Source organism: Bartonella sp. WD12.1, from assembly GCF_002022415.1.
In the GTDB taxonomy this organism is placed as follows: domain Bacteria; phylum Pseudomonadota; class Alphaproteobacteria; order Rhizobiales; family Rhizobiaceae; genus Bartonella.
In genome coordinates, this window is record NZ_MUBG01000001.1 from 333,424 (window position 1) to 358,164 (window position 24,741).

13 protein-coding genes, 1 tRNA gene and 4 pseudogenes are annotated in these 24,741 nt (G+C 36.2%); 2 read left to right on the plus strand and 16 right to left on the minus strand.

Features of this window, described 5'->3' with window-relative positions:
- Positions 1-3: 3 nt before the first annotated feature.
- The 10 genes and pseudogenes from BWD121_RS01220 to BWD121_RS01265 form a co-directional block, all read right to left on the minus strand.
- The gene (locus tag BWD121_RS01220) at positions 4-2,322 is read right to left on the minus strand and encodes a PAS domain-containing sensor histidine kinase (RefSeq protein ID WP_078663046.1); all 2,319 of its coding nucleotides are present in this window, start codon (positions 2,320-2,322) and stop codon (positions 4-6) included.
- 278 nt (positions 2,323-2,600) lie between these two features.
- A pseudogene (pepN, locus tag BWD121_RS01225) lies at positions 2,601-5,227 on the minus strand (aminopeptidase N).
- A gap of 74 nt (positions 5,228-5,301) precedes the next feature.
- On the minus strand, positions 5,302-6,132 hold the full coding sequence (locus BWD121_RS01230; protein ID WP_078663047.1) for a uracil-DNA glycosylase: 831 nt from the start codon (positions 6,130-6,132) through the stop codon (positions 5,302-5,304).
- A 430-nt stretch (positions 6,133-6,562) separates the two neighbouring features.
- The gene (locus BWD121_RS01235) at positions 6,563-7,321 is read right to left on the minus strand and encodes a hydroxymethylpyrimidine/phosphomethylpyrimidine kinase (protein WP_078663048.1); all 759 of its coding nucleotides are present in this window, start codon (positions 7,319-7,321) and stop codon (positions 6,563-6,565) included.
- Positions 7,312-7,916, minus strand: a pseudogene (locus BWD121_RS01240) (thiamine phosphate synthase). Before BWD121_RS01240 ends, BWD121_RS01235 begins: the two are co-directional and overlap by 10 nt.
- Positions 7,913-8,686 carry a thiazole synthase gene (locus BWD121_RS01245; protein WP_078663049.1) on the minus strand — a complete coding sequence of 258 codons (774 nt, stop codon included), beginning with the start codon at positions 8,684-8,686 and terminating at the stop codon, positions 7,913-7,915. The pseudogene BWD121_RS01240 and the gene BWD121_RS01245 overlap by 4 nt, the downstream one beginning before the upstream one ends.
- 4 nt (positions 8,687-8,690) lie before the next feature.
- The gene (thiS, locus tag BWD121_RS01250; RefSeq protein ID WP_078663050.1) at positions 8,691-8,888 is read right to left on the minus strand and encodes a sulfur carrier protein ThiS; all 198 of its coding nucleotides are present in this window, start codon (positions 8,886-8,888) and stop codon (positions 8,691-8,693) included.
- Positions 8,889-8,891: 3 nt separating this feature from the next.
- A pseudogene (locus tag BWD121_RS01255) lies at positions 8,892-9,841 on the minus strand (FAD-dependent oxidoreductase).
- Entirely contained in the window at positions 9,838-11,673 is a 1,836-nt protein-coding gene (gene thiC, locus BWD121_RS01260) for a phosphomethylpyrimidine synthase ThiC (protein ID WP_078663051.1), read from the minus strand. Before thiC ends, BWD121_RS01255 begins: the two are co-directional and overlap by 4 nt.
- A 971-nt stretch (positions 11,674-12,644) precedes the next feature.
- Entirely contained in the window at positions 12,645-13,841 is a 1,197-nt protein-coding gene (locus BWD121_RS01265) for a porin (RefSeq protein WP_078663052.1), read from the minus strand.
- 328 nt (positions 13,842-14,169) lie between these two features.
- On the opposite strand from BWD121_RS01265, the gene BWD121_RS01270 reads away from it, so the two are divergent.
- Positions 14,170-14,260 (plus strand) — tRNA-Ser (locus BWD121_RS01270).
- A 625-nt stretch (positions 14,261-14,885) separates the two neighbouring features.
- Here BWD121_RS01270 and BWD121_RS01275 read toward each other — a convergent pair.
- The 5 genes and pseudogenes from BWD121_RS01275 to BWD121_RS01295 form a co-directional block, all read right to left on the minus strand.
- Positions 14,886-15,680, minus strand: coding sequence for a heme ABC transporter ATP-binding protein (locus BWD121_RS01275; RefSeq protein WP_078663053.1), 795 nt, complete (start codon positions 15,678-15,680; stop codon positions 14,886-14,888).
- Positions 15,677-16,765 carry an iron ABC transporter permease gene (locus BWD121_RS01280; protein WP_078663054.1) on the minus strand — a complete coding sequence of 363 codons (1,089 nt, stop codon included), beginning with the start codon at positions 16,763-16,765 and terminating at the stop codon, positions 15,677-15,679. Before BWD121_RS01280 ends, BWD121_RS01275 begins: the two co-directional genes overlap by 4 nt.
- 20 nt (positions 16,766-16,785) lie before the next feature.
- The gene (locus BWD121_RS01285; protein WP_078663055.1) at positions 16,786-17,673 is read right to left on the minus strand and encodes an ABC transporter substrate-binding protein; all 888 of its coding nucleotides are present in this window, start codon (positions 17,671-17,673) and stop codon (positions 16,786-16,788) included.
- A 3-nt stretch (positions 17,674-17,676) separates the two neighbouring features.
- Entirely contained in the window at positions 17,677-18,732 is a 1,056-nt protein-coding gene (locus tag BWD121_RS01290) for a ChuX/HutX family heme-like substrate-binding protein (protein WP_078663056.1), read from the minus strand.
- Between the two features lie 252 nt (positions 18,733-18,984).
- A pseudogene (locus BWD121_RS01295) lies at positions 18,985-21,206 on the minus strand (TonB-dependent hemoglobin/transferrin/lactoferrin family receptor).
- Between the two features lie 245 nt (positions 21,207-21,451).
- Here BWD121_RS01295 and BWD121_RS01300 point away from each other — a divergent pair.
- Positions 21,452-22,234 carry a TonB family protein gene (locus tag BWD121_RS01300; protein WP_078663057.1) on the plus strand — a complete coding sequence of 261 codons (783 nt, stop codon included), beginning with the start codon at positions 21,452-21,454 and terminating at the stop codon, positions 22,232-22,234.
- Positions 22,235-22,448: 214 nt separating this feature from the next.
- Here the strand turns inward: BWD121_RS01300 and BWD121_RS01305 are convergent, their stop codons facing one another.
- On the minus strand, positions 22,449-24,548 hold the full coding sequence (locus tag BWD121_RS01305; RefSeq protein WP_078663058.1) for a lytic transglycosylase domain-containing protein: 2,100 nt from the start codon (positions 24,546-24,548) through the stop codon (positions 22,449-22,451).
- Positions 24,549-24,741: the final 193 nt, after the last annotated feature.

Sequence of the window (24,741 nt, forward strand, 5' to 3'; positions counted from 1 at the left end):
ATTTTAATTTTGTTGAATTGGCATTGTAATAGTTACAGTTGTACCTTTTTCTTCTTCAGAAGTAATTTCAAGTTTTCCTTTGTGCAGTTTAACGAGAGAACGAGAAATAGCTAGCCCAAGGCCTGAACCGGTATGAGTTTTAGTAAATTGATTTTCAACTTGTTCAAAAGGTTGCCCAAGTTTTTTGATTGCTGCTTGAGGAATACCAACTCCTGTATCTTTTATTTTAAAGATAAGGTTATTTTCTTTTTGGAAGGCACAAACATCAATATTGCCACCAGAAGGCGTAAACTTAACAGCATTAGAAATGAGATTAAGGAAAATCTGTCTTATGGCACGGCAATCAACTTCAGCATGAAGCTCTGGTGCAATATTCTCTGTAACGGAAACCTTTTTTTCTTGTGCTTGTGGGGTAAGTGTTCGAACTGCTTCACTGATAATTGGTCCAAGATCAATATTTTTACAATCAAGAGTAAATCTTCCAGCTTCGATTTTTGACATATCAAGGATATCATTGATGAGAGTTAGAAGATGAGTTCCTGAATTGTGGATATCACGCATATATTCTTTGTAGCGCTGTGAGCCAAGAGGACCAAAGGTGGATTGCAACATGATATCTGAAAAACCAAGAATAGCGTTAAGAGGGGTGCGTAATTCATGGGATATATTAGCTAAAAATTCTGATTTAGCTTTATTAGCACTTTCAGCTCGCTCTTTTTCTGCTTGCAGACTTTTGTTAAGTTTTTCAACCTCTGTTGCACGTTGCTGGGCATTTCCTCGTGCACGTTTGAGTTCTTGAATGAAGGAAAAAAGACTCTTTTCACTGTTTTTAAATTTTTCTTGTTGTTGTTTAAGTTCGGAAATATCAGTGCCAGTGCAAACAAGCCCTCCGTCTTGTGTACGTCGTTCATTAATTTTGAGCCAGAACCCATCTGCAGTTTGGCGAATACTGGTTAGATTACCAGCTCCATCTTCTTTAAGGAGATATTCACTAATAGCAGGACGTGCCATAGCTTCGACAGTTGCACGTTGAATACCTGATTGCAGCATTTGTTTTGGGATAGCTGCATATTCGCAAAATTTACTATTGGACATAACTAAACGCCCTTCGGAGTCCCATAATACAAAAGATTCTGAAATATTTTCAATAGCATCGCGAATACGAAGATCAGCTTGTGCTGTTTGTTCGGCAAGTTGACGTTGCTCGCTAATATCAAAGGAAATACCAACTAAATGAGGTTCTTCTCCTTCAGTAACTTCGGCACGAAAACGCATCCATATATAATGACCGTCAGCATGGCGCATGGGAATATTAATATCGATGTGTTTTTTTTCACCACTCATTAATTCCTGAGCAAGATCAAAAAAATTAGTATCAGTTGGGTTGATAATGGCAGTAATTTGAGAAATCGACAGCAATGCATCTTGAGGCACATAACCAAGCATTTCGTACATAGCTCGTGACCAATATACTCGCCCGCTTGCCATATTCCAATCCCACAACCCACAACGTCCACGCATCATTGCCATATCAATACGGTTTTGATTTTTTTCTGAAACCAGATCCATATTATGTGTACGTAAAACTTGGTTGTAATATGCATAAAGAAGAGCCAGTATAATACCGGTAGTTCCTATGAATAAGGTCATATTTAATGAGAAGATTTTACGCCATTCCATATAGATGTCGTGTGTTTTCTCACTTATAAATACGCTATATTGGCTGTTTTTTGTTTGGCTGAGTAAAGCTAAGACAAGCTCTGTTCCTATTTTGATTTGTGTAGTGCCAGTGTGCTGTCTAAGAGACTCTAAAGCGGTATTTTCAGAGATGAAATTTTTTAAAGGTTTTCCTAAGATTATCTCTGAACTAGATGAAACTAGAACGTTTTCATTTTGATCGACTATAGCAATTATAGTATTGGTATTGACAAGGTTTTGGTTACGCAGATCGACAAGAACATCTTCTAAATGACTATAAGAAAGACCAGTAGCTTTTCCTTGTTTGGTAATGATAGATAAGTCACGATCAATCGTATTTATGATGTGAGCAGCTAATAAATTCATTGTAGAGCGCGTATCTTTATCAATCGTATGGCGTAAATCATAAATTGATACAAAGCGAACAGCTGCTAACACAATGAGGAAAAGAATGATGATGAATGGGATAGACCGACGTAGCCAAGGTTCAATCGATAAAAGTTTTTTATAAATTGAACCAGAAAGCAAATCAATATACGCTTCCTGTGCCTTGCGATTTTGAACGCTCGGTTTTGAATCGGAATATATTCCTGTGGGCGCATTATATACGTCCAATTTCTCCATTTCTGGTTCCTCTAATCATGAATAATATGACTGGAAAACTATTTCTGTACTCATAACAAACCAGTAGGTACAGTGAATCAAAACAGGAGTCTTCTGTCTAGTCTTTTTTTTAGGAGAAAGTAATTTTACTGCTATGAACGTAAATTATTGGATATTACAGACGTTTTAATATTGCTCATAAACAAGCTTTCACGACTTGTTTATGAGTTTACCGTTATTGAATAGATGTTTCTAATTTATCTTTAAAATATCTTATAATATATTGATTATAAATATTTTTAACTGAGCATACGGTTAATGATATCTGCTACATCACTTGACAATTTAGGTGCGGCTGCAATTGTTTTTAATGCAGTTTCAAGTTTCTGCTGTCGAATGGGTTCCCATTGTCGCCAAGAGCGCATAATTGTTAATAATCTCGAAGAAAGTTGTGGATTCTTTTTGTCAATTTCTAAAATGATTTGGCAAAGGAAATGATAAGCTGCTCCATCAACTCTATTGAAACCTGTTTGGTTTCCTGCTGCAAAGGCACCAATCAGGGCACGAACTCGATTGGGATTATCCTGTGAAAAGAGCGGATGTTTCATGAGTTTTTGAACCTGGCTAAGTGTTGCCTCTCCAGCAACCATCGCTTGAATAGAAAACCATTTATCCATAACCAAAGGATCATGACGATACCGGTTTTCAAAATCATTTAAGGCGTCTTGTGCTTGTTTACTTTCATTAAAGCGTTGCACTAAAATCGTTATGCTGGCCATGCGGTCAGTCATGTTATCAGCCATTGCATATTGGGTAGCAGCACGATCTGGTTTGTTTTCTGCAATAGAAAGATAGTCTAATATAATATTGCGTAATGCTCGTTTTCCAATTTGTGCAGTGTTTGGTGAATAGGGCTCTTTTATCTCCATCTGTGTGTAGATTTCTGTTAAGAGCTCTTGATGAGTGTGTGCGATAGAAGATAAAAATTGATTACGCACGTGATGAATACGATCTGGATCGACATTTTCAGCGAGTGTGCGAGCAAGTTCAACTTCGCTAGGTAAGCTTAAACAAAATGCGCGAAATTCAGGTTCAAGATTTTCATCTTTAACGATCATTTCGATGAGTTCTAACAAATTAGAGGGCATGCCACTCTTTTCTAGCGTTTTATCTTTAATCACTTGAATAAGGGCTTGCGTTATCAGATGGTTGAGTGATTGCCAGCGATTAATTTGATTACTATCGTTTTTAGCAAGAAAAATCAGTTCATCTTCATTAAATGGGGTTTGTAAAGTAATAGGAGCAGAAAAATTTCTGAGAAGTGATAAAATAGGCTTTTCACGCAATCCTTTTAATGTAAAGGTTTGAGTTTCCTGAGACAGCATCATAACATCTGCTTGAATATTTGCATCAGATTCATAAGTTAATGCTTCTCCCTTATGCCCCAGTAAGCCAAAGGCGATAGGAATGAACATAGGTTTTTTTTCGTTTTGTTGTGGTGTTGCTGGAATATGTTGCTTCGCATGAATCGTTAAAACGCCATCATTATAATGACTATCGATTTTCACATTGGGCGTACCAGCTTGTTCATACCACAACATAAATTGTGAAAAATCTCTACCAGAAACTTCAGCAAAACAAGCGATAAAATCTTCAATGGTACATGCTTGTCCATCATGGCGCTGGAAATAGAGATCCATACCTTTACGAAACAGAGTAGGGCCTAAAATAGTGTGCACCATGCGGACCACTTCTGCACCTTTTTCATAGATAGTCGTAGTATAAAAATTGTTGATTTGACTATATTGACGAGGTCGTACAGGGTGAGCCAGTGGACCAGAATCTTCAGAAAATTGTGTAGCTTTCAGAGTTTTTATGTTTTCAATTCTCTGTAGGCTGCGTACATTTTGATCTGCAGAAAATTCCTGATCGCGATAAACAGTTAACCCTTCTTTTAAACAAAGCTGAAACCAATCACGGCACGTAATACGATTTCCAGTCCAATTGTGGAAATATTCATGTGCAATAACACGCTCAACATTTCGGTAATCATGGTCGGTTGCTGTTTCATGGTCTGCAAGAACATATTTGTCATTAAAAATGTTTAATCCTTTGTTTTCCATTGCACCCATATTGAAATCTGAGACAGCAACAATATTGAAAACATCAAGATCATATTCTCGTCCAAAGCATTGTTCATCCCAACGCATGGAGCGCTTGAGTGCATCCATCGCATAGATTGCTCGTTTTGTTTTTCCTTTTTCTACATAGATGCCAAGTTTGACCCGCCGCCCAGATTCAGTGGTAAAATGATCTTCTAACTCATCAAGATCTCCACCAACTAGAGCAAAGAGGTAAGATGGTTTCGGATAAGGGTCTTCCCAAATAGCAAAATGGCGGTTGTTATCAAGGGTTCCTGTTTCAACAAGATTACCATTAGAAAGCAAGATAGGAATTGTGTGAGAATCTGCTTCAATTCTTACTGTATAAGTGGAAAGAACATCTGGGCGGTCATAAAAATAAGTAATACGGCGAAAACCTTCCGCTTCACACTGTGTGCAATAAACACCGTTTGAAAGGTAAAGCCCCATGAGTTTGCGGTTATTTTCAGGGTTCAGTTCTGTAACCAATTGCAATGTAAAAGGAGAAGTAGGTGGAGTTGTAATTTCCAAATATGAAGGGGTGCTTTTGTAAGCATTATCGGCTAATTTTTCACCATTTATAGCAACAGAAATTAATGTAAGTTCGTCACCAGAAAGTACCAAGGGTGTTAATTTTTTATATTTTCACGAGGCTCAATCAGTAATGTTGCTGTAACACGAGTTTTTGTTGGTTCCAAGCAAAAATCAAGTTGCGTTTTGGGTATAGCATAAGGTGTGGGCTGATAATCTTCCAAACGATAAGTGGGAATAGTTGGTTGTTTCATAATTTTTTCCTTATTGTATTTGGGAATATGAGTAATTAAACGTTTGTGTTTTAAAAAGAAGGAAGATCAATGAGTTATAAAAGATTATTGAGACGGTCTTTTACTTCTAGAAAATCCATCCATGTAAGCTTTTTTTGACTAGGGGTTCGTAAAAGATAAGCAGGATGAAAAGTTGGCATAACAGGTATTTTAACGTTATTTGCGCTCTCATAGATTTGCCATTTTCCCCTTATACGGATAATTCCGCCTTGAGCCCCCGTAAGAAATTGTGCAGCAGTTCCTCCTAGCGCGATAAGAACACGAGGATTAGCCAACTGAATTTGCCGTTCAATAAAGGGGCGGCATAATGCGACTTCTCTTGGTGTTGGTGTGCGATTTCCAGGTGGACGCCACGGAACAGTGTTTGCTATGTAAACATTTTTTCTTGTTAGACCAATAGATGCCAATATTTTGTTCAGTAGCATTCCTGCTTTTCCAACGAACGGAATTCCTTGTATATCTTCGTCTCGTCCTGGTGCTTCTCCTATAAGCATAAGTGGACTTCCTGCTGTTCCATCTGAAAAACAGGTGTTTTTAGCTGTCAATTTCAATGAGCAACCATTAAAAGCGAGGAGGGCAGATTTTAATTCGTCAAGTGTATGAGCACTATTTGCTATCTCTATGGCTGAAAGCGTGTCATGTGTTTTATTGTCAAGATTGTGTGGTGGCTTGTTATGCAGTTTTATAGGCTGTGAAGTCTGTTTATGCTGGATGATGTCAACTGCTTGTTTTGATTTTTGCTCTAAAATAGCAGATTGGCTAAAACGGTCAATTGGCGTATCATTAAGCGCAGCATCTACACCACTTTCTTTATAAAAGCTTAATAGTTCTTCATATGAGATTAAACATTGAGTTTGTTCTGACATTTCACTTTTTTATTTGTAACCAGTTCATTAATGGATAAACTAAGCAGAATTATTCTTCAAGCTTTATAATGTATTTTATTATGAATGAAGGTGCAGTACGTACTGTTTGGTGATTTCTTAGCAACTGACTTTAATGAAATTATAAGATTCAGTAACTGAAATTCATAGTTTTTTCGGTGTGCAAATGACTGGGCCTTTTATCTGTAACTCTATTTGGTACACAGGTTTTCTATATGATTTATGCGATATGCAAGATACTAAGGCATAATTTATATTTTTTATTTGCCTAAGTAGGCGGTAGATTATCTCAATGCATTTATACATTTTTATATCACGCGATTACTCTAAAACCAGTTATTTCATTATAGGCAGATCTTATGTAAAAACGATCAAAACAATTTTTAAAAGAAATATAATTGGTATTAAAATTTTAATGATATTTTTGAGAGTGATTTAAAAGTAATGTATAAAGGTACTCTTTTGATTTTTTTACAGCTGTCATTATAGATTTGTTGAATGCCAAATGTGCAGTAATGGCGCTTGAAAGGATGCAACCTGTTCCACGCATTTCTCCTTTTAAACGTGGGGCGGAAATATTTGTTACTTGGGTTTTATCGATTAAAATGTCAGTTGCAAAGGTGCCATCCGCATGTCCACCTTTTATCAATATATAGCGTGGACCAAATGGAAGAAGTTTTTTGGCCTGTTGTATTGCTTCTTCACAATTAGAAGCCAGTGGACTTTGGCTAAGGAGAGCCAATTCTTCCATATTAGGTGTTAAAAGTTCAATATGAGGAAGCAGTTTATTAAGCATAATTTCTGTAGTTTTTTCTGTTGTAAGTTTCCCCCCTGATGAAGCAGTAAGAACAGGATCAAAAACAACAGGAATATGGGAATAGTCTTCTAATACATTGCAGATTGCCACTATAATTTCTTGAGTACCTGTCATCCCGATTTTGATTGCGCGTATAGGATTGGCTTCTAGGGCTACTTGCATTTGTGCGCCAACAAATTCTCCACTCATAGGTACAATTTTAGCAACATGGGTGTCGTCTTGCACATTAACACAGGTGATTGCTAAATTTGCTTTTGTTTGAAAAAATGCAGCTGTCTCTATATCGCGAACAATGCCAGCACCACCTGTTGGATCAGTACCAGCAACAATAAGAATAGAAGGAATTAACGCCATTTTTGAGTCACCTTTATCCACTGTTGGGTACGCTCTTCTGGTTTTTTATGTAAAATAATATCGGTTACAACAGCAGCGCTATTGGCTCCTGCCTCCAAAACATCAGTTGCGCGTTCTGGTGTTAAACCACCAATACCAACTAAAGGCAAAGGGCCAATCCGTTTCTTCCATTGTTTGATTTTTTCTAATCCTTGAGGAGCCCATTTCATTTTTTTAAGATTGTCGGATAAATAGGACCAAGTGCAATATATTCAGGAGAAGCAGACATACTAATATCCAATTCATGTTCATCATGAGTACTAAGACCAAATTTGATACCATTTTTACGGATTGCAGGAATATCAGCGTTGCATAAATCTTCTTGTCCAAGATGAATAAAATCGCACTTTTCATCGATTGCTATTTTCCAATAATCATTAATGACTAATTGTGCTCCAAATTTATCGCATATATTTTTTGCTCGTTTTATATGATGATTGATTGTTTCTATATTTTTGTCTTTCATACGTAATTGTATAAGTTTAACCCCGAGAGGAACCAAGCGTTCAACCCAATCGGCATTGTCAACGATGAGATAAAACGGATCAAGTTTCATGAAAATACTGCTTGTCCAATAACTGGTGTTGAAGGCACAGCTACATTGCGTGCTTCAAGGATTCCTGCTTTGTAACCCATACGTCCTGCTTTTATAGCTTGAGAAAATGCTTCAGCCATTAGTACAGGATCACCTGCTTTGGCAACGGCTGTGTTGAGCAATACTGCGTCATAGCCAAGTTCCATAGCGATAGCGGCATGTGATGGCCGCCCAATGCCTGCATCAATAACAAGAGTAAGATCAGGCAAATAAGCACGGATAGAACGCAATCCGTCAGTATTACAGGGGCCTTTTGCAGATCCAATAGGAGCACACCAAGGCATAATGACACGGCAGCCCACTTCTAAGAGTTTTTCAGCTACAATGAGATCATCTGTTGTATAGGCAAAAATTTGAAACCCTTCATTGTTTAGAATTTTTGCTGCTTCGACTAAGGCAAAAACATTTGGCTGTAATGTATCTGAATTGCCAATAACTTCGAGTTTAATCCAAGGTGTTTTAAAAAGGTCTCGTGCTAATTGGGCTGTGGTAACAGCTTCTTTGACAGTGTAACAGCCAGCAGTATTAGGAAGTACTGTGACGTTAAGTTCTTTTAAAAATTGCCAAAATTGTCCGCCCTGTTTTCCGCCTGCAGTTTCTCGACGTAATGAAACTGTCACAATTTCTGTGTTAGATTTACGAATGGCTTCACGAAGGATTGCAGGTGAAGGATATTGAGCTGTTCCCAATAAAAGGCGGGAAGAGAACTGAGAGCCATAAAAATTCAACATAGTTTCAACCTCCTTGCATTGGGCTTAGAATTTCAATTCTATCTCCTTCATGCAAAACAAATTGATTTCGTGAATCTGCAGGAACAACTTCAGAATTTACAGCAGTTGCTAGCCAATTTCCTTCATAACCTAATTCTTCAAGAAGTAAATTGAGATAAGTTACTTCTGTTTGGAGCATTTGACCATTGACAAATATTTGCATGCTTTATTCCAATGCTAGTTTTACTGCTTGTTTTGCCATTTCTGGAGACAAAAGAAAACCATGTCTATAAAAACCATTAATAAAAATATGATTACCATGTCTGTTAACGCAAGGTAAATTATTAGGATAGCATGGACGTACACCAACGCCAGATTCTATAATTTCTGCTTCTGCAAAAGCAGGATGCAAAGTATAGGCAGCATTAAGAAATTCCATCATTGATCTTGCCGAAATTGCACCACTAAAGTCACTTTCAATCATTGTTGCTCCAACCATAAAAATATTATTTTCTCGGGGAACGATATAGAGTGGAATACGTGGATGGAGAAGACGAATGGGGCGAGAAATTTGAACATCTGTACTGCGTATTAAAAGCATTTCGCCGCGTACTCCACGTATATTTTTGTCTTTTCCTAAACGTGCTATTCCTGTTGCATCAATAATAATGTCAAAATTCTTTTCAGGTACTCCTATATCAACAAAACATGCACCGTTTTTTATGAGGGTTTCTTTTAAAACAATCAACGCTTTACGAGGATCGATATGTGCTTCATTTTCATAAAAAAGTGCACAATTAAAACGTTCTGCAAGATCAGGTTCAAGACGAGCTATTTCTGAACCTTCTATGGTTTTGTGATTATTGGTGCGCACTGAAAATTGTTTAAGTTCTATTATATCTCGTGTGGGTGCAATGACTAAAGTGCCTTTTTCTATCACAATTTCAGGGAGTATTTCCTTCCACCATTGTACACCTTGTATGCCCAAATCTTCGACAATTGGTTCAGAGCTTTCCCTTTCACAATAAGGTGCTAGCATACCTCCTGCATACCAGCTTGCAGTTCCTATGGGGGAATGGGGGGAGCTGATACAGTAACAGCTGCACCTTTTTGTTGTAACATAAAGGCAACCGTTAAACCGCCCACACCTGCGCCTTTTACAAGAATATTTTTCAACCGTTTACTATTTCTTTTTTTGTAGGAACAGTTTCTATATAGAGATCACCGTTCTTTCGATATTGTTCGGCCATGGCGACCATGCCTTCATCTTTCACTTTTTTTATTTCTACTGCATTACGGATATCATGAGAGATGCGCATTGAGCAGAACTTTGGTCCACACATAGAACAAAAATGAGTTAATTTATGTGCTTCTTTAGGCAGAGTTTCATCATGAAAAGCACGTGCTGTGTCTGGATCAAGTGAGAGATTAAATTGATCATACCACCGGAAATCAAACCGTGCACGCGAAAGAGCGTCATCGCGCACTTGAGCTCTAGGAAGGCCTTTGGCGAGATCAGCAGTATGGGCAGCAATTTTATAAGTGATAACACCAGTTTTTACATCATTTTTGTCAGGTAGTCCTAGATGCTCTTTAGGTGTTACATAGCAGAGCATGGCAGTTCCAAACCAACCGATCATAGCAGCTCCAATTGCTGATGTAATATGGTCATATCCAGGGGCAATGTCAGTTGTAAGGGGACCTAGGGTATAAAAGGGAGCTTCATGACAAAGAGCTAGTTGTTGTTCCATATTTTCTTTAATTTTATGCATTGGCACATGACCAGGTCCTTCAATCATAACCTGTACATCTTTTTCCCATGCAATTTTTGTTAACTCTCCTAAAGTCTTAAGCTCAGCAAATTGAGCTTCATCATTAGCATCAGCAATAGAACCAGGACGCAATCCATCACCTAATGAAAGAGAAACATCATATGTACGCGCAATGTCACAAATTTCATCAAAATGTTCATATAAAAAATTTTCTTTGTGATGATACAAACACCACTTAGCCATAATAGATCCACCACGTGAAACAATACCTGTTACGCGATCAATAGTAAGTGGAATGAAAGGTAATCTTACTCCTGCGTGAATAGTAAAATAATCAACACCTTGTTCAGCTTGTTCAATGAGGGTATCGCGAAAAATATCCCATGTTAAATTTTCAGCAATACCGTGCACTTTTTCGAGAGCTTGGTAAATTGGAACGGTTCCAATGGGAACTGGGGAATTTCGAATAATCCACTCACGAATATTATGGATGTTACGCCCTGTTGAAAGATCCATAACTGTATCTGCTCCCCAGCGAATAGCCCAAACCATTTTTTCAACTTCTTCTGCCATAGATGAAGTGACTGCTGAATTGCCGATATTGGCATTAATTTTAACACGAAAGTTGCGCCCAATAATCATTGGTTCGCATTCTGGATGATTGATATTTTTAGGAATGATAGCTCGTCCGCAAGCGACTTCGTTGCGCACAAATTCTGCAGTATAGGTTTCTGGTATTGATGCACTAAATGCTTCATTTAATGCTGTTTTCTGTTGGCTTTGCTCTGTTAGACCTTCATTTTCACGGATAGCAACATATTCCATTTCTGCGGTAATAATACCTGCACGAGCATAAGCCATCTGTGTAATTGTTTTTCCATTTTTTGCACGCAAAATGGATCGCTTTTGTTCAAAAGCTGGTGTAAGGTTGTTATTGTGAGTATAGCCATTATCTTCAGGTTTGACTAATCGAGCAGGATAAGATTCAGTATCAGCACGTTCAGATAACCAAGGTTCACTGATTGCAGGAAGTCCTTTAGTGATATCAATGATAGCGTCTTTATCGGTATAGGGCCCTGAAGTATCGTAGACGTTTAAAGGTTTTTCATCACAGCCATCTGTCAGTGAAATCTCGCGTAATGGTACACGCACATTAGCAAAGAGAGGACTTTGTTGATAAATTTTGCGTGAGGCAGGAAAGGGACTGCAACTAACTGATGGAGTGTTTTTTTGCACAAACTTTTTCCTTATAAATTCATAATTAAAAAACGCATTGCAGGATTAACAGAAATGTATTCACCTAATAAGGTGCACTTTAGTGAGGTTGTATACAATATCACTTTACCCCCAACACGTGTTTATCTAATCAGGCTCTGAAGATTTCATTTTGAGAAAGCCAATAAAAACTTTTATATATTTGTTTATAATATTCCAGTCATGATTCATGATCAGAGCATTTTATTTTCTAATTATGATCAGCTTAAATGTTTATGTTGTCAATCGCAAAGATATGTTCTCAACGATTTTAGAATATTTTGGAAGGATGAAGGAAAAAATCATTGCAAATAATTAGCTAATAACATTAAGCATTCTTTCAAGAGAGCAGCATAAAGAATGTGTTATCATTAATTCACACTATGATATCCAACGTAAAAGATAGAATATTGGTTATTGCTACGTACTCATGACATATTCCTTAAAGTTTAACAATGATTGGGGTCAAGAGCTAGTAGGGCACAATACGTTTGCTAGGCAGTATTAGACTATAGTAACTCGTTATTTTGAGAAATATAGTGTGCATATCTCAATATCAAAAAACTATTAAATCCCATAAAACTGATTATTGGTTTTTAAATGGCTGTTATTGATGAATAGCCTCAACCTATGAAGATGTGCGGATAAAGCTTGCAACAGTAGATAAAGATTTTTAAGTTAACATTTAAAGGCATTCACACGATCTTAATAAGAAATTACATTGATGATCAAAAATTATTCCTAATTTCTTGTGACTTATATAGAAGTTGAGATGTATATTTATCAATACGCTATCGAATTAATTCGTATAAATATTTTCATAAAGCAACCGATTTATGTCATGTGATAATGATGAGTAAATCTAATGCTTTATGACTTTATGGGATATTTCTAAGAAGTAAAAAAACTGACAGTTTAAACTGCCAGTTTTTAGAAGCGTATTTCTTAAAATGCTAGAATGAGCGCTGGAAGCGAATCATACCTTGTAAGGCATTTTTTCCATTTAAAGCAGCTGTATAGCTTCTTTCAACATTAGTTTTGTCAGCGAAACTGCGATTGTCATTCCAAGAAACATAAGTTAATTCAGGTGTAATAGTGAAACCTGGAACCAATGTGTATGCAATATTCACAGAGGTTGAGAAAGTTTTTGCAGCACTGTAAGAAATTTGAGCATTCAGATTTGCTTTTGGTGTAATTTTATAGGTTGCACCAGTCCAAGCAGCCCATTTACCACCCCAGTTTGCATAAATTGTAGTGTTTGCTCGTGATAATATATAGTCATCACTTTCGGTGTAATAATCAAGGTTGTTTTTATAACCACCCATAGCCCAGAGGCTTAAGTAATCATTAACATTGAAGTCAACACGCATTTTACCCGCCCATTTTTTATAATAAGCGTCATAAGCGGCAACTGTTGACACACCTCCCCATTCTTGGAAAAATTTCATACCCAAAAGAATATTCGGAGTGTAACCTTTTATGCTTTTACTTGGAAGGTCAACAACATTGGTAATTGCACCATCTTTATCAACGTAGTAGTAATCATTTCCAGAAGGGCCTGAAGCATTACCTGCCTCAGCTCCGATAATAGCAGAAAAACCAGTGTTGCTATTGAAAGTATAAGAAATAACATTGGTACGTGTATTTCCTGCTGGTGCTATAAGGTCATCATTGATGACTTTACCATAAAAACCAGTCCAGTGATTGAAAATTGTGTCATCAAGACCTACACGAAAACCACCGAGCTCAATATAAGCAGAACGAAGCTGTCCACCACTTTTATCTTTTCCACTGTTCCATTCTGAACGGATCTCTGCATGTGAACGAAGTGTTCCTAATTCGGTTTCAGAAGCAGTTTGAAAAATAAGGGTCAAACGTGAGGCTATACGATAGGTTTTTTGATCATTATTTAAATCGGCATTAGTTTTTGCATCGATCTTATCACCACTTTTGAAGTCAGCACGAACATAACCTGATAAACGAATGCACGTTTCCGTTCCAGGAATATAGAAATATCCTGGACCATATGCATCACAAACACGCACATATTCTATAGGCTTTGATTGCGCAGTAACTGTTGAATCAGCTTGTGCACTAGAAATTTCTGCAAGAACTACCGCAGAACCTAAAAGAAGAGCTTTAAGATTCATAATTAATCTCCAATTGAAGTTTAGTTTAAGGGTAAAATCATGCAGTTTTTGAATTGATTAAGATAACGACATCAAAAGAGATTCGACCCCCTCATCAACTACAACATACTAGTCTTTACTCAATATACATAATACGAAATGGTTTTATTAAAAGTTATTCATGTATTATTTAGGTTGTTGTGGCAAAAATGTTACAATATATCTCCTGAGTGTTTATTTGTTAATTTTTGTCTTAAATAAGGTGCAGAAAAAAACAAAATTTTAGATTTTTTAAAAAAAATCGAAAATGTCTTGAACTTTTTGTCGATACCGTTTATGCACCGCTCTTGGAGAGGTGGCCGAGTGGTCGAAGGCGCTCCCCTGCTAAGGGAGTAGGGCTCAAAAGGCTCTCGAGAGTTCGAATCTCTTCCTCTCCGCCAGATTCTAATAAGATCAAAAAGCTATGTAAAAGCTAGGAATTTTTGATTCTGTTAACTTATTTGTTTCTATCCTACTCTTTTTGAGATTTTTTGATTACTTCTATTGTAAATTGTTTTCCACCGATTGTCTTAGATTTAGATGAAGTGATGCTATAATATTCTTAATTTAGCCCAAAAGTGCTTTCATTTGTGAAATGGTAGCTTTTGTATTAGTTGACGCGGTATTATTCATTTTCTTCATCTTATACGCTGATTTTTGATATTTGCTTAAGTTAGGCTTTATAAAATAATTTATAAAAGTTTTGCATAATCAGTTTTGTGCCTTTTCCAATAAATAAAGACGTGGTGTTAATTGGGATAATTTCAAATATTATAACTTATCCATACCAAATTGACGAAATAGCTGTTTAAGATTAGCTCTTTTTTATTTTTATCAATTTTTATTGTAAAATATTACTCTTTTAAAGCAAGTGTGGTGTCTTTTTAAAGATAAGTTGAAAGTTTTATATTCTAAGTTTATTATAAAGCTCAAGCCATTAAAATATCAAAAAACAATATATTACGGTATTTATGCTTTAATTTTTCTATTTAATAAAATATATCAGAAAAATGTACTATTTTATATTTATAAGTAAGTTGCTGTCTGTGGTAATATAAAAGGGATATCTGCTTTAGGTAATGTAGAAACGCTTACAGGACAGTGATAAACATCGCGCAAATTTTGCGTCGTTAAAACAGAGGAAGCATTTCCTTCGCAATAAATTTTTCCCTGACTAAACAGTATCATTTTATCTGCATAGCAGGCAGCTAAATTAAGATCATGCAGGACAGCAAGAACACCACCACCACAACGAGCAAAATTTTGAGCAATATTCATAACAATGAGCTGATGTTGGATATCAAGGTTAGCAATAGGCTCATCTAATATTAGCCAACGAGGAATCTCATTATAAACAGGTGTCCATACTTGGCAAAGTACACGAGCAAGCTGCACTCTAGCTTGTTCTCCACCTGATAATTCATGATAATATCGGTCACTATAGTTAGCTAAACCAACACGTTCTAAGGCTTTTTTAGGCAAAATTTTTAATTCTGTTTTTGTTATATCGTGTTGGTGAACAGAAAGGCCGAGTTTTACCACTTCATGAACTAAGAATGGAAAAGCTAGTGTTGTTGATTGTGGTAGGACTGCACGCATCATTGCCATTTTACAAGTTTTTGTCTTAGTAATATCATGACCATTCAATGTCATTTTTCCTCTATAGGGAATCTCTCCACTCAATGCTTTAATGAAAGTACTTTTTCCAGATCCATTTGGGCCAATAATGACAGTGAAAGTACCACTTTTAATTTGAAGATTAATGTGATCGATAATGTATGTTTTTCTGCGTTGAATGCAAAGATTAATTGCCTCAATCATAAAACATTTATCCCCCGTTGATATATGAGAATCCAAAGAAAGAAGGGGGCTCCAAAGAGTGCTGTAACAATCCCAATTGGTAATTCTGCGGGAGCAATAGTAAAGCGCGCAAATGTATCAGCAGAAATAAGCAGAGCTGCTCCTAAAAGAGTAGAACAGGGAATAAGATAGCGATGATCAGGCCCAATAAGTAGACGTAAAATATGTGGGACTACAATGCCAATGAAACTAATGCCACCGCTGACAGCAACTGCACCACCGCACATGAGAGCAACCAGTAGAATAGAAATATTTTTAACTTTTTGAATATGAAAACCAATATGACTAGCAACAGCTTCTCCAAGAGACAAAGCATTCAGTGCACGTGATAAAAACGGGGAAAAAAAGAGACCAATTCCAACAAAAGGTAAAATAAACCCAACTTTTAACCATGTCGCACCCGCAAGGGATCCAAGGTTCCAAAAAGTAATGTCACGCAATTGTTGGTCGTTTGCGATAAAGATTAAAGCTCCAACGATAGCACTATTTAAAGCGCTGAGAGCAATTCCTGCAAGAAGCATTGTTGCAATAGAAGTACAATTATGACGTGTTGCAATTGCATAGAGAGTAATTGTTGATAGAAGTCCACCCAAAAAAGCGCTTATAATGACTTTATAAGATTCTAGAAAAGGTGAAAATAAGGGAGGGAAAGTAACACCGACAACAATTGCTAAAACAGCACCAAGACTTGCACCTGCTGATACACCTACAATTCCAGGATCAGCAAGGGGATTACGAAAAATTCCCTGCATAAGAACACCAGAAACAGCTAAAGCTGAACCAACTAATAAGCCCAAGATGATACGGGGAAGTCTTATATCAATAAGCACAAGATAATCATGGGTTTTACTGCTTACTGAAAAGTCTTGTGTAAGAATCGCATGAATAAGATTAATAAAAGAAACATTTGACGCACCGTTTAATAGCCCTACTAAAATGCTAAAAATAAGAAATATTATTAAACTTAATAATGCAATTTTTCCTCGAGTTTCATGCTTTTCTTTTTTAATTTCAGGCACTTGTACTGTTGAGATGCTATTGATCATTTTTATTAGCTCTTACCATTTTAATTCTCACTATAAAGCAGATTAATCAGTTCTTTCGATGCTTCTGCAGTACGTGGACCAAAACTTAAAAAATACATAGCATCTATTTGTTTAATAGCGTTATTTTGTGCTGCAAGTGTAGCTTGAATTGCTGGTATAGCTAAAATTTGATCAATTTGGGATAAATTTTTAGGATGTGTCATAAGCAAGATAACATCAGGGTTTGATTTTAATAAGGCTTCATTATTTAAAGGTTTATATCCTTTATAACTAGAGATGGCGTTAATACCACCTGAAAGTTTTATCATACCATCAGCAGCTGTATTTGTTCCAGATACCATAAGACGCCCATTTTGCATTGAAAGAATAACAAGAACGCGTTTTTGTTTAGTTACCTTTGCCAAAAGCGCATTATTATCCATAAAGCTACGATTTAGCTTTTTAATCAATGCAGCTGCCTGTGTTTCTCGATGCAGTGCTTTGCCAACAAGGCGAATTTTTTCTATTACATTTTCGCTAGAAAAGTTTTCTGGTACAATCACTAACGGTATTGGCGTTTTTTTGAGAATGTCAATTGTTAAGGGAGGACCACTTCCTTCGATTAGCAATATACCTTCTGGGGTGAGTGATAAAACTCCTTCGGGTGAAAGGGCTCGCATATATCCAAGCTCAGGAAGTTTGAGTGCTTCTTGGGGGTATATGCTTGTGCTATCACGAGCAACAAGCTGATCTTGAGCTCCTAACGCATAAACAATTTCTGTGAGAGATCCACCGATAGAAACAATTCGTGCATTTTTAGGAAAACTAGTTGTAAGTTCAGCAATTGCTTGGTGAGAAAAAGAGGTAAAATAAAATAAAATGGAAATAAAAATAAGGTTTGATAATCTGCGCAAAAGAAGTGTGGACATTTCTTATCTTACCTTTTTAAAGTGATTGTTGTTTTCTAGTATAGAAGGCAAATCATTTAATAAAGAACGCCAATCTTCACGTTCTTTTTGGCCTTCTTTTCTTATGCCAAAAAATTGAACAATCATCTCCCCATTTTTATCAAAAACTTCAAGTGAACTGACATAGCCATCACGAGTAGGTTTACGAACACGCCATATTTTATCGATACCAGAAATAAGCATATGAAGGTTAAATTTTTCATCAAGAATGTTAAGCCAAGGGCCTATTTGTTTAATATTTTTGATTTGTCCACTGAAAATTTGAATGCATCCTTTATTGCCAACAAAACACATAATTGGTATTTTTTGTTGTGCGATTTTGTTTAGCATCATTTCAAGAGATTCTACGCTTAATTCATCAGCAAATTCATTACCAGCGTATTTTACAGCATCATGTCGATTGATTTTAAACTCTGAAATAATTTCATGGAGTTGATGTACATCAGTCATTTGTCGCCAACGATCGCGGAATTTTTCAACATTTATATTTGCGGTATCATGTGGTGTGGGGGTAGGAGAAGGTTGAATTTCAAGATTAGGTAACTGATCTTTACTGAGCAATTTTTTAACAAGTATATTCCACTCCTCCATATTTGTTGTATCTTTAGAATAGATTTTTAAAATAGCAACACCATACGGATCAAAAAAGTGCAAACTTTTAGTAGGTTTTCCAGAAACAAGCATTTCATATTCAAAACCGAATTTCCATTGTTTTGGAAAGATACGCAAATCGATTTCACCAAGCGTTATAGGAACATGTTGGTTTTGCACAATTTTTTCAAAACATCCTATTTTTTCGTGAACAGCATATTCATTACGTGTTAATACCATAACTGTTCCAATTTTGGGAGCATTTTTAAGGAGAGTAGTCACATCAGCATTTAATTTTTTTGCTTTTTCGGTAGTGCAATAAGCAGCAATAAGCTCTGCTTCAGATATACCAATCGAAGTAGCAAAATCACGATTGCGCATTTCTTTTTTTTCTCGCAATCTAATAATTTCTTCAGCTGTGTAGAACATAAATTTCCCTTGAGTTACTTATTTGAAGTAGACTTTCCATATTTTATAATCTTAAAACGATAAGCTGAACTATAGCGTTGCAATAGTTCAGCTTACCATCAAACAAATCTTTATTATCGATAATAGAACAACCAAAACCAAGTAAATTAGAAACATTAAAAGCGCTTATATCATTTTGTTTCAGGAAAATAGAAAGTAAAGCGCAATATTTCTCCTTTTTAATATGATTTTTGAAATTTCTAATAGAAATAGTTAAAATTTTTGCACAAGCGATACTTTAAAGTTACGACCTGGCTGACTGAAATAGTCTTTAGGTGGTGGTGCTACACCGCTATGTGAAGCAGAAGGAAGATCAGTTGCATTCCAATATTTTTTATTGAAAAGGTTATAAATACCAACCCTTATAATAGGACCTTTTTCACCAAAAGGCTCCCACCACCCCAATATATCAACTAAATTATAACTTGGAGTTTTTGCATAATCGGAATTCTTTTCTACTTTATCACGTTTAGCGGCTAAAGTAAGCATAATATCAGCTCCCCAAGTCTCTTGTGCATACCCAAATCCTATAACAGCTTTTAAAGCTGGGATTGAGTTGAGGTATTCATTTTTATCAAGATCTTTTCCTTGTGCATATGCAAAGGAAAAATTACTATGAAAATTTTGATTAAGAGCTAAATATGTTTTAGCTTCGATACCAGAGATACGAACATGAGCACGATTTATATAATGCTTGCGCGCTAACATAAATTCTCGTGATGGCCCTTTATCTATAATATCAATAAAGTTTTTATATTGATTGGTGAAGACGCTGATAGAACCGTCAAAATTTACATTTCCGTATTTTATACCAATATCATATCCATTACTGATTTCTGGTTTAAGACTAGGATTACCAGCCATATAGTAAAAGGAAGGATTGATATAGGTGAGGTAGAGTTCTGAAACACTTGGTGCACGGAAAGCTTGCGCCCATTGGCCATAAAATGTCACTTGATCATTAGCATCCCATTCTATACGCAATTTGGGGGAAAAATGTGAACCACTATTTTCTGTAAGCTGTTTTTTAGAATCCACTATTTCCTTATAAGAAAGCGTTTTTTGCGGGACGTGTTTATACTCGTCATAGCGAATTCCAGGTGTAATGCGAACATGATTATTAGAAAAACCAATTTCATTTTCGAAAGCTAAACTAAAACCATGGCTATGAGTATCTGGTGTATCAGATTGATTGGTATGTAAAAAAGCACATCCACGCGCATTCTCTCTCAAGTGACAATTATCTTGACCAGACGCATATTGATGAAGCTTTGATGCAAAGATATCAGTAGAAAATTTCAATGTATGGCTGATAGCACCTATATCAATTTTTTTGAGACTATCGGCATTAAAGCCATAATTAATATTACGTATAAGGTTATCTCTTAGATAGCTCCCTTGTGGCTGTTTGATACGATGCCCTTTTAAAACTTGGTTATTTGATAGTTTCTGCCAATAAAGTTGCCCATGAAATACATCAAAAATTGCATCTCCATTACCATTATAATCGTAAGAAACCGAAAAACGCTCACGATATTTATTATTCTTATCATAAACTGAGCCTGGAGCATATGTTGTAGAGGAAGCATTTAATGAATGAGTGTCTTTATTATAAAAAAAACGTTCTGCTGTAAAACCAACTTTATGATCGCTATTAAAATATTGATGTATTTTAAAAAGCAGATTATTTTGGTCAAAATCAGCAGGATTTGCGCGTGTACGCTCACTTCCGTAAGTGTCTACAGTTCCCATATTTTTACGTTCATGACCTCCTACACGAGATCCTTGGAAAAGTAGAAAGGTTTGGTAAGCTCGTACTGCAAAAGCTTCATCTATATGCCAGCTACTATCGGCAGAATTATAACTGCCCTTTGTAAGACTACCCCAATTTTTTTCTTCTGTGAGAAGATCTTCAGGATCAAGAGTACGTAAAGCAACAATTCCACTTAGTGCTCCAGAGCCGTAACGGCTAGAATCTGATCCTCGAATTATATCAAGTGTAGAAAGGGCATTAAGGTCAAACATTGAACTCCCACCCTTAACACCACGTACTCCATCATTAAGCCACGGAAGGGGAATACCATCCATTGTCACGAGAACGCGATTGGCACTTAAACCACGAATTACAAAACTATCATTATTTGAATTATAGGTTATAGCTGGATTAAGACGCCCAATATCGTGAACATCGTTTATTTGTTTTTGTTCAATATCTCGAGCAGTTTCACGATCAGTTAAAACTGTTACTGTATCCAGAGGATTTACGGTTTTCCTTTTTCAATCACAATTGGATTGAGCTCAATTATGGTGTTCGAATTGCTGTTTTGTGAAAAAATAATATTGCTGTTTTGTGCAAAAACGAAAGAAGGTACCCAGATTGATAATGCGCTTAAAGCTATACAACTTTTATAAATACTTTTTGGTTTTATTTGCATAAGACACCATTAAAATTTTTTAAATTTCTCTTAAATGCCCCGTAACTTTAAAATATTTCACACCACAAAAACCCCGTTCCCCAACCACAAAGATTAGTTAACCGAGCCCTAATGATCCCAATATGAAGTAAAAGTAATATATTAAACATGATAAAAAGCGTCAAGAAAAAAGTTGTAATTTGAAAAGGATCAGTTTTAATACAATTTGGTGCTAATTTAATGTAGAATACTAATGGATAGAAATGATGAATTTTACAAATACTGGGCGGTTATCAATCCTTTGGGTAGGGGCGTTTATGAGCGCTCTTTCTTTACATGCTGCATTGGGGATACAGTTTTATTTTCAAAATATTAATGTGAGCGATAATGTATTTTCATCGGCGATTATGCTGACTCTTGCGCAAGAAATCTCACACCCTAATGTTAATACTAATACGGATTTGGAAATGTTGCAGTCTAGTGTTTTAGAGCAAGAACAAAAGATATCAGAACTAGCACTCAATGAGGTTCAATCGATGGAATCTCAATTTTCAGAAGAGATACAATCCTCGCAAGAACTCCAACCTGTTATAGAAAAAAATGATCTTATAGTAGAAAAAACTTTGAAAAAATCTCAGACTTCTAAAATGGCACATAAAGAGCCTGTCAAAAAAGCATTATCAGTGTCAAAAATTTCAACAAAGCAAAGTGATGCAAAATCAGTACACTCGTTTGCTATTAGTAAGGGTAATTATACGAAGCTTGATGATGCATTATCTATGCAGTGGTTGGCAAAGGTACAAGCACAATTAGAAAGGCAAAAAAATTATGTTATGAGGCATCGTACTACTCATGCAAAAGGGGTAGTGCAATTAGAATTTAAAGTGCATAAGCAGGGAAATATTTTTTCCAGCCGTATTGCACTTTCTTCTAATGATCAAGAACTTGATCGATTAGCCATGGCAGCACTTCAGCGTGTTGGTATTCTTCCTCCTCCTCCATCTTCAAAAGAGAATAAAATTATTAGAATATCTTTAATATTCACCTGATTTTACACAGTTTTATTCGTAAATAGAGCATATCTTGTACAAAAAAGATTAGATTAAAGTGCATTGATATTCATTCAAAACAAATAGATTTTGTTATATTGGGCTTTTGAAGCAGCTTTTATGGTGTATATTTTTAAAATTAGTGTGGCACTGTAATTTATGAAATAAATAGTAGCCAAAAAACTTTTCTTTAAATGAATTAAATTTATGATCTTCAGTGTCCAGTAACAAGGTGCGTTTTAATATCTGTTGTTCCATGAAAACGTGTTTTGTAAACTACATAATTTTCCATAACGCGCATTACATAGTTACGTGTTTCTGGATAAGGAATCCGCTCAACCCAATCGACAACTTTATCGAGAGATTGTCCTCTAGGGTCGCCATAACGTTCTATCCATTCATTTGCACGACGAGGCCCTGCATTATAACCAATAAAAGTTAATATATAAGATCCATTGAAACGTTCCAACTGTTCACCTAGAAAATGGGCACCTAATGTAGTATTATAACTAGGATCGTTTTTAAACTTTTGCGGTGACCATGCAATCGAATATTTATCTGCAAGTTCTTTTGCTGTTGTTGGTAATAATTGGAGCATACCTTGGGCTCCTGCTTTTGATGTAGCTATTGGGTTAAATTCACTTTCTTGGCGTGCAATAGCATAGACGAGAGCTTTTTCTGTTGCAGAAATGTTAGCAGATGGTGGAATGGCACCGATAGGGTGGGATAGTGCACCGACATTTTTACCTTGAAAAACAGCAGTTTTACCTATTTTAAGACTGGTATGATAGTCGCCCTTTTTTTCTGCCATAACAGCCAAAAGAGCTAATTCGCCAGGACTCTCTATTTCTTTACTAAGTTCTCTATAGAAAATGTTAGCAAGATTAGCATACTCGGCAGCTTCAAGTCGTTGAATAATTTTTACAGCTTTTCGTGTGCTAAAACGCTGCCGTTCAGCAGTTGTTGGTTTAGGGAAGGAAATGCTAAGCTTTTTTTGATTCAGTCGTGAAGCTGCTAATTGACCATAATAAGTTATATTAAAACGGGCAGCACGATGAAAATAATGCCGAGCATTTTCATGATTACCTAAGATTTCTGCTGTTCGTCCCATCCAATAATAACCGCGGGATTTTAAAAAATGATGTGGAGATAACTGAGGGATACGTGTAAAATGGTGCATTGCCAATTTAGGATCATGAAGAAATCTTAATGCATACCATCCTGCATGAAATTCAGCATCAGCTGCTGATGAAGGTGTTAAACCGGTGTAAGTTGCAACCAGTTGATAAGCAATTTTAGGTTTATTTAAGTCGAGCATTTCGCGGGAAATAGTGCGCCGTTCTATCCACCATGCATCAGGGTTAATAAGATTTGCTGCATCTCGAGGTGCTTTCATCATGAGTGTTGCAGCAGCACTGTATTGTCCAGTTCGTCTAAGATAGCGAATATGAGCAAATTGTAAGAGAGGATCTTGTTTCCAAGATCGATCAACAGCTTGTAATTTTTGTGCAGCTCTAGGGTCATTATTTGTAACTGCAGCAAAGGCGTTAAAAAGAGATTGGGCACGAGCTAGCGTTGCGATTCGCCCAGCTGAATCAATACGGTTTTCATAAAGCATAATCTGCATGCGTTTTAGATGGTCAACAGGTTTTAGTGCGGCGCTTGCGTTTTTAAGGATGAGCTCTTCTTCTTTTGCACTAAGTTGTGCTTTATACCACCATGGTGCAATAATTTGTCGTGCACGTGTGGTTTTTCCAGTTGCTATAAGCGCTTTAGCAAGTGCAGCTATACCCTGTACGGTAAGGGGATGTGTGTGTGCAAATTTTTGAATGATTATTTGTGAAGAATTAGTTTCATTGATAAAAGCACGTTCAGCATTACGTTTCATAATGGATATGCCAGGCCACCCTTTTAATTCATTAATTGCATTAAATAGTTCAGAACTGGGTATGTCAGTATGATTTGATGTGTTGATTGCCCATGTTAAAATATGGCGGTCAAGGCTATTTTTCGCCATTGTATTACGAAGAGCTATTGTTTTTACAATATTTTTGTTTGAAAGGGCATCTAAACCTAATTTAAGTTGATTGACTGAAATGATATTATTAGTCGTAAGCTTGTTGTTAACTGTATTGTTGGTTAATTTAAGTTGGTTCTTAGGTTTTTCTGTTATTGCAAATGGGTAAGGTCGAGCTAAAGGGATTGGTAATTTTTTTGGTGGCAAAACTGTTTGAGAAAACGCATTTGAGCACAAAATTGCCAATATTAATGTAATAAAAATTGGCATGAAAAAATGGACAGAAAATACACGCATCGAGAAATCTTAAGATTTTGCTTTTTTAAGCATTTTATAAACTTTAAAACAAAAAGCGTGAAAGACACGTTAACGAATTATAGTATTTTTAAGAAATATTCTAAATTGAAAAAAGTAATATATTAACGTTGTGAAAGCATTTATGGAATTCTTCTTGTTTCAAGAATAGAGCAGGACTATGCTCTATAATGAG

Coding starts and splice junctions, on each gene's coding strand:
- BWD121_RS01245 (WP_078663049.1), bottom strand. CDS start 8,686: ATGTTGAATTTTTATGGCTCTCAGTTCTCTTCCCGCCTTTTATTGGGA.
- thiS (WP_078663050.1), bottom strand. CDS start 8,888: ATGCAAATATTTGTCAATGGTCAAATGCTCCAAACAGAAGTAACTTAT.
- BWD121_RS01285 (WP_078663055.1), bottom strand. CDS start 17,673: ATGTCCACACTTCTTTTGCGCAGATTATCAAACCTTATTTTTATTTCC.
- BWD121_RS01290 (WP_078663056.1), bottom strand. CDS start 18,732: ATGTTCTACACAGCTGAAGAAATTATTAGATTGCGAGAAAAAAAAGAA.
- BWD121_RS01230 (WP_078663047.1), bottom strand. CDS start 6,132: ATGTCAGAACAAACTCAATGTTTAATCTCATATGAAGAACTATTAAGC.
- BWD121_RS01300 (WP_078663057.1), top strand. CDS start 21,452: ATGAATTTTACAAATACTGGGCGGTTATCAATCCTTTGGGTAGGGGCG.
- BWD121_RS01280 (WP_078663054.1), bottom strand. CDS start 16,765: ATGATCAATAGCATCTCAACAGTACAAGTGCCTGAAATTAAAAAAGAA.
- BWD121_RS01275 (WP_078663053.1), bottom strand. CDS start 15,680: ATGATTGAGGCAATTAATCTTTGCATTCAACGCAGAAAAACATACATT.
- BWD121_RS01235 (WP_078663048.1), bottom strand. CDS start 7,321: ATGGCGTTAATTCCTTCTATTCTTATTGTTGCTGGTACTGATCCAACA.
- BWD121_RS01265 (WP_078663052.1), bottom strand. CDS start 13,841: ATGAATCTTAAAGCTCTTCTTTTAGGTTCTGCGGTAGTTCTTGCAGAA.
- BWD121_RS01305 (WP_078663058.1), bottom strand. CDS start 24,548: ATGCGTGTATTTTCTGTCCATTTTTTCATGCCAATTTTTATTACATTA.
- BWD121_RS01220 (WP_078663046.1), bottom strand. CDS start 2,322: ATGGAGAAATTGGACGTATATAATGCGCCCACAGGAATATATTCCGAT.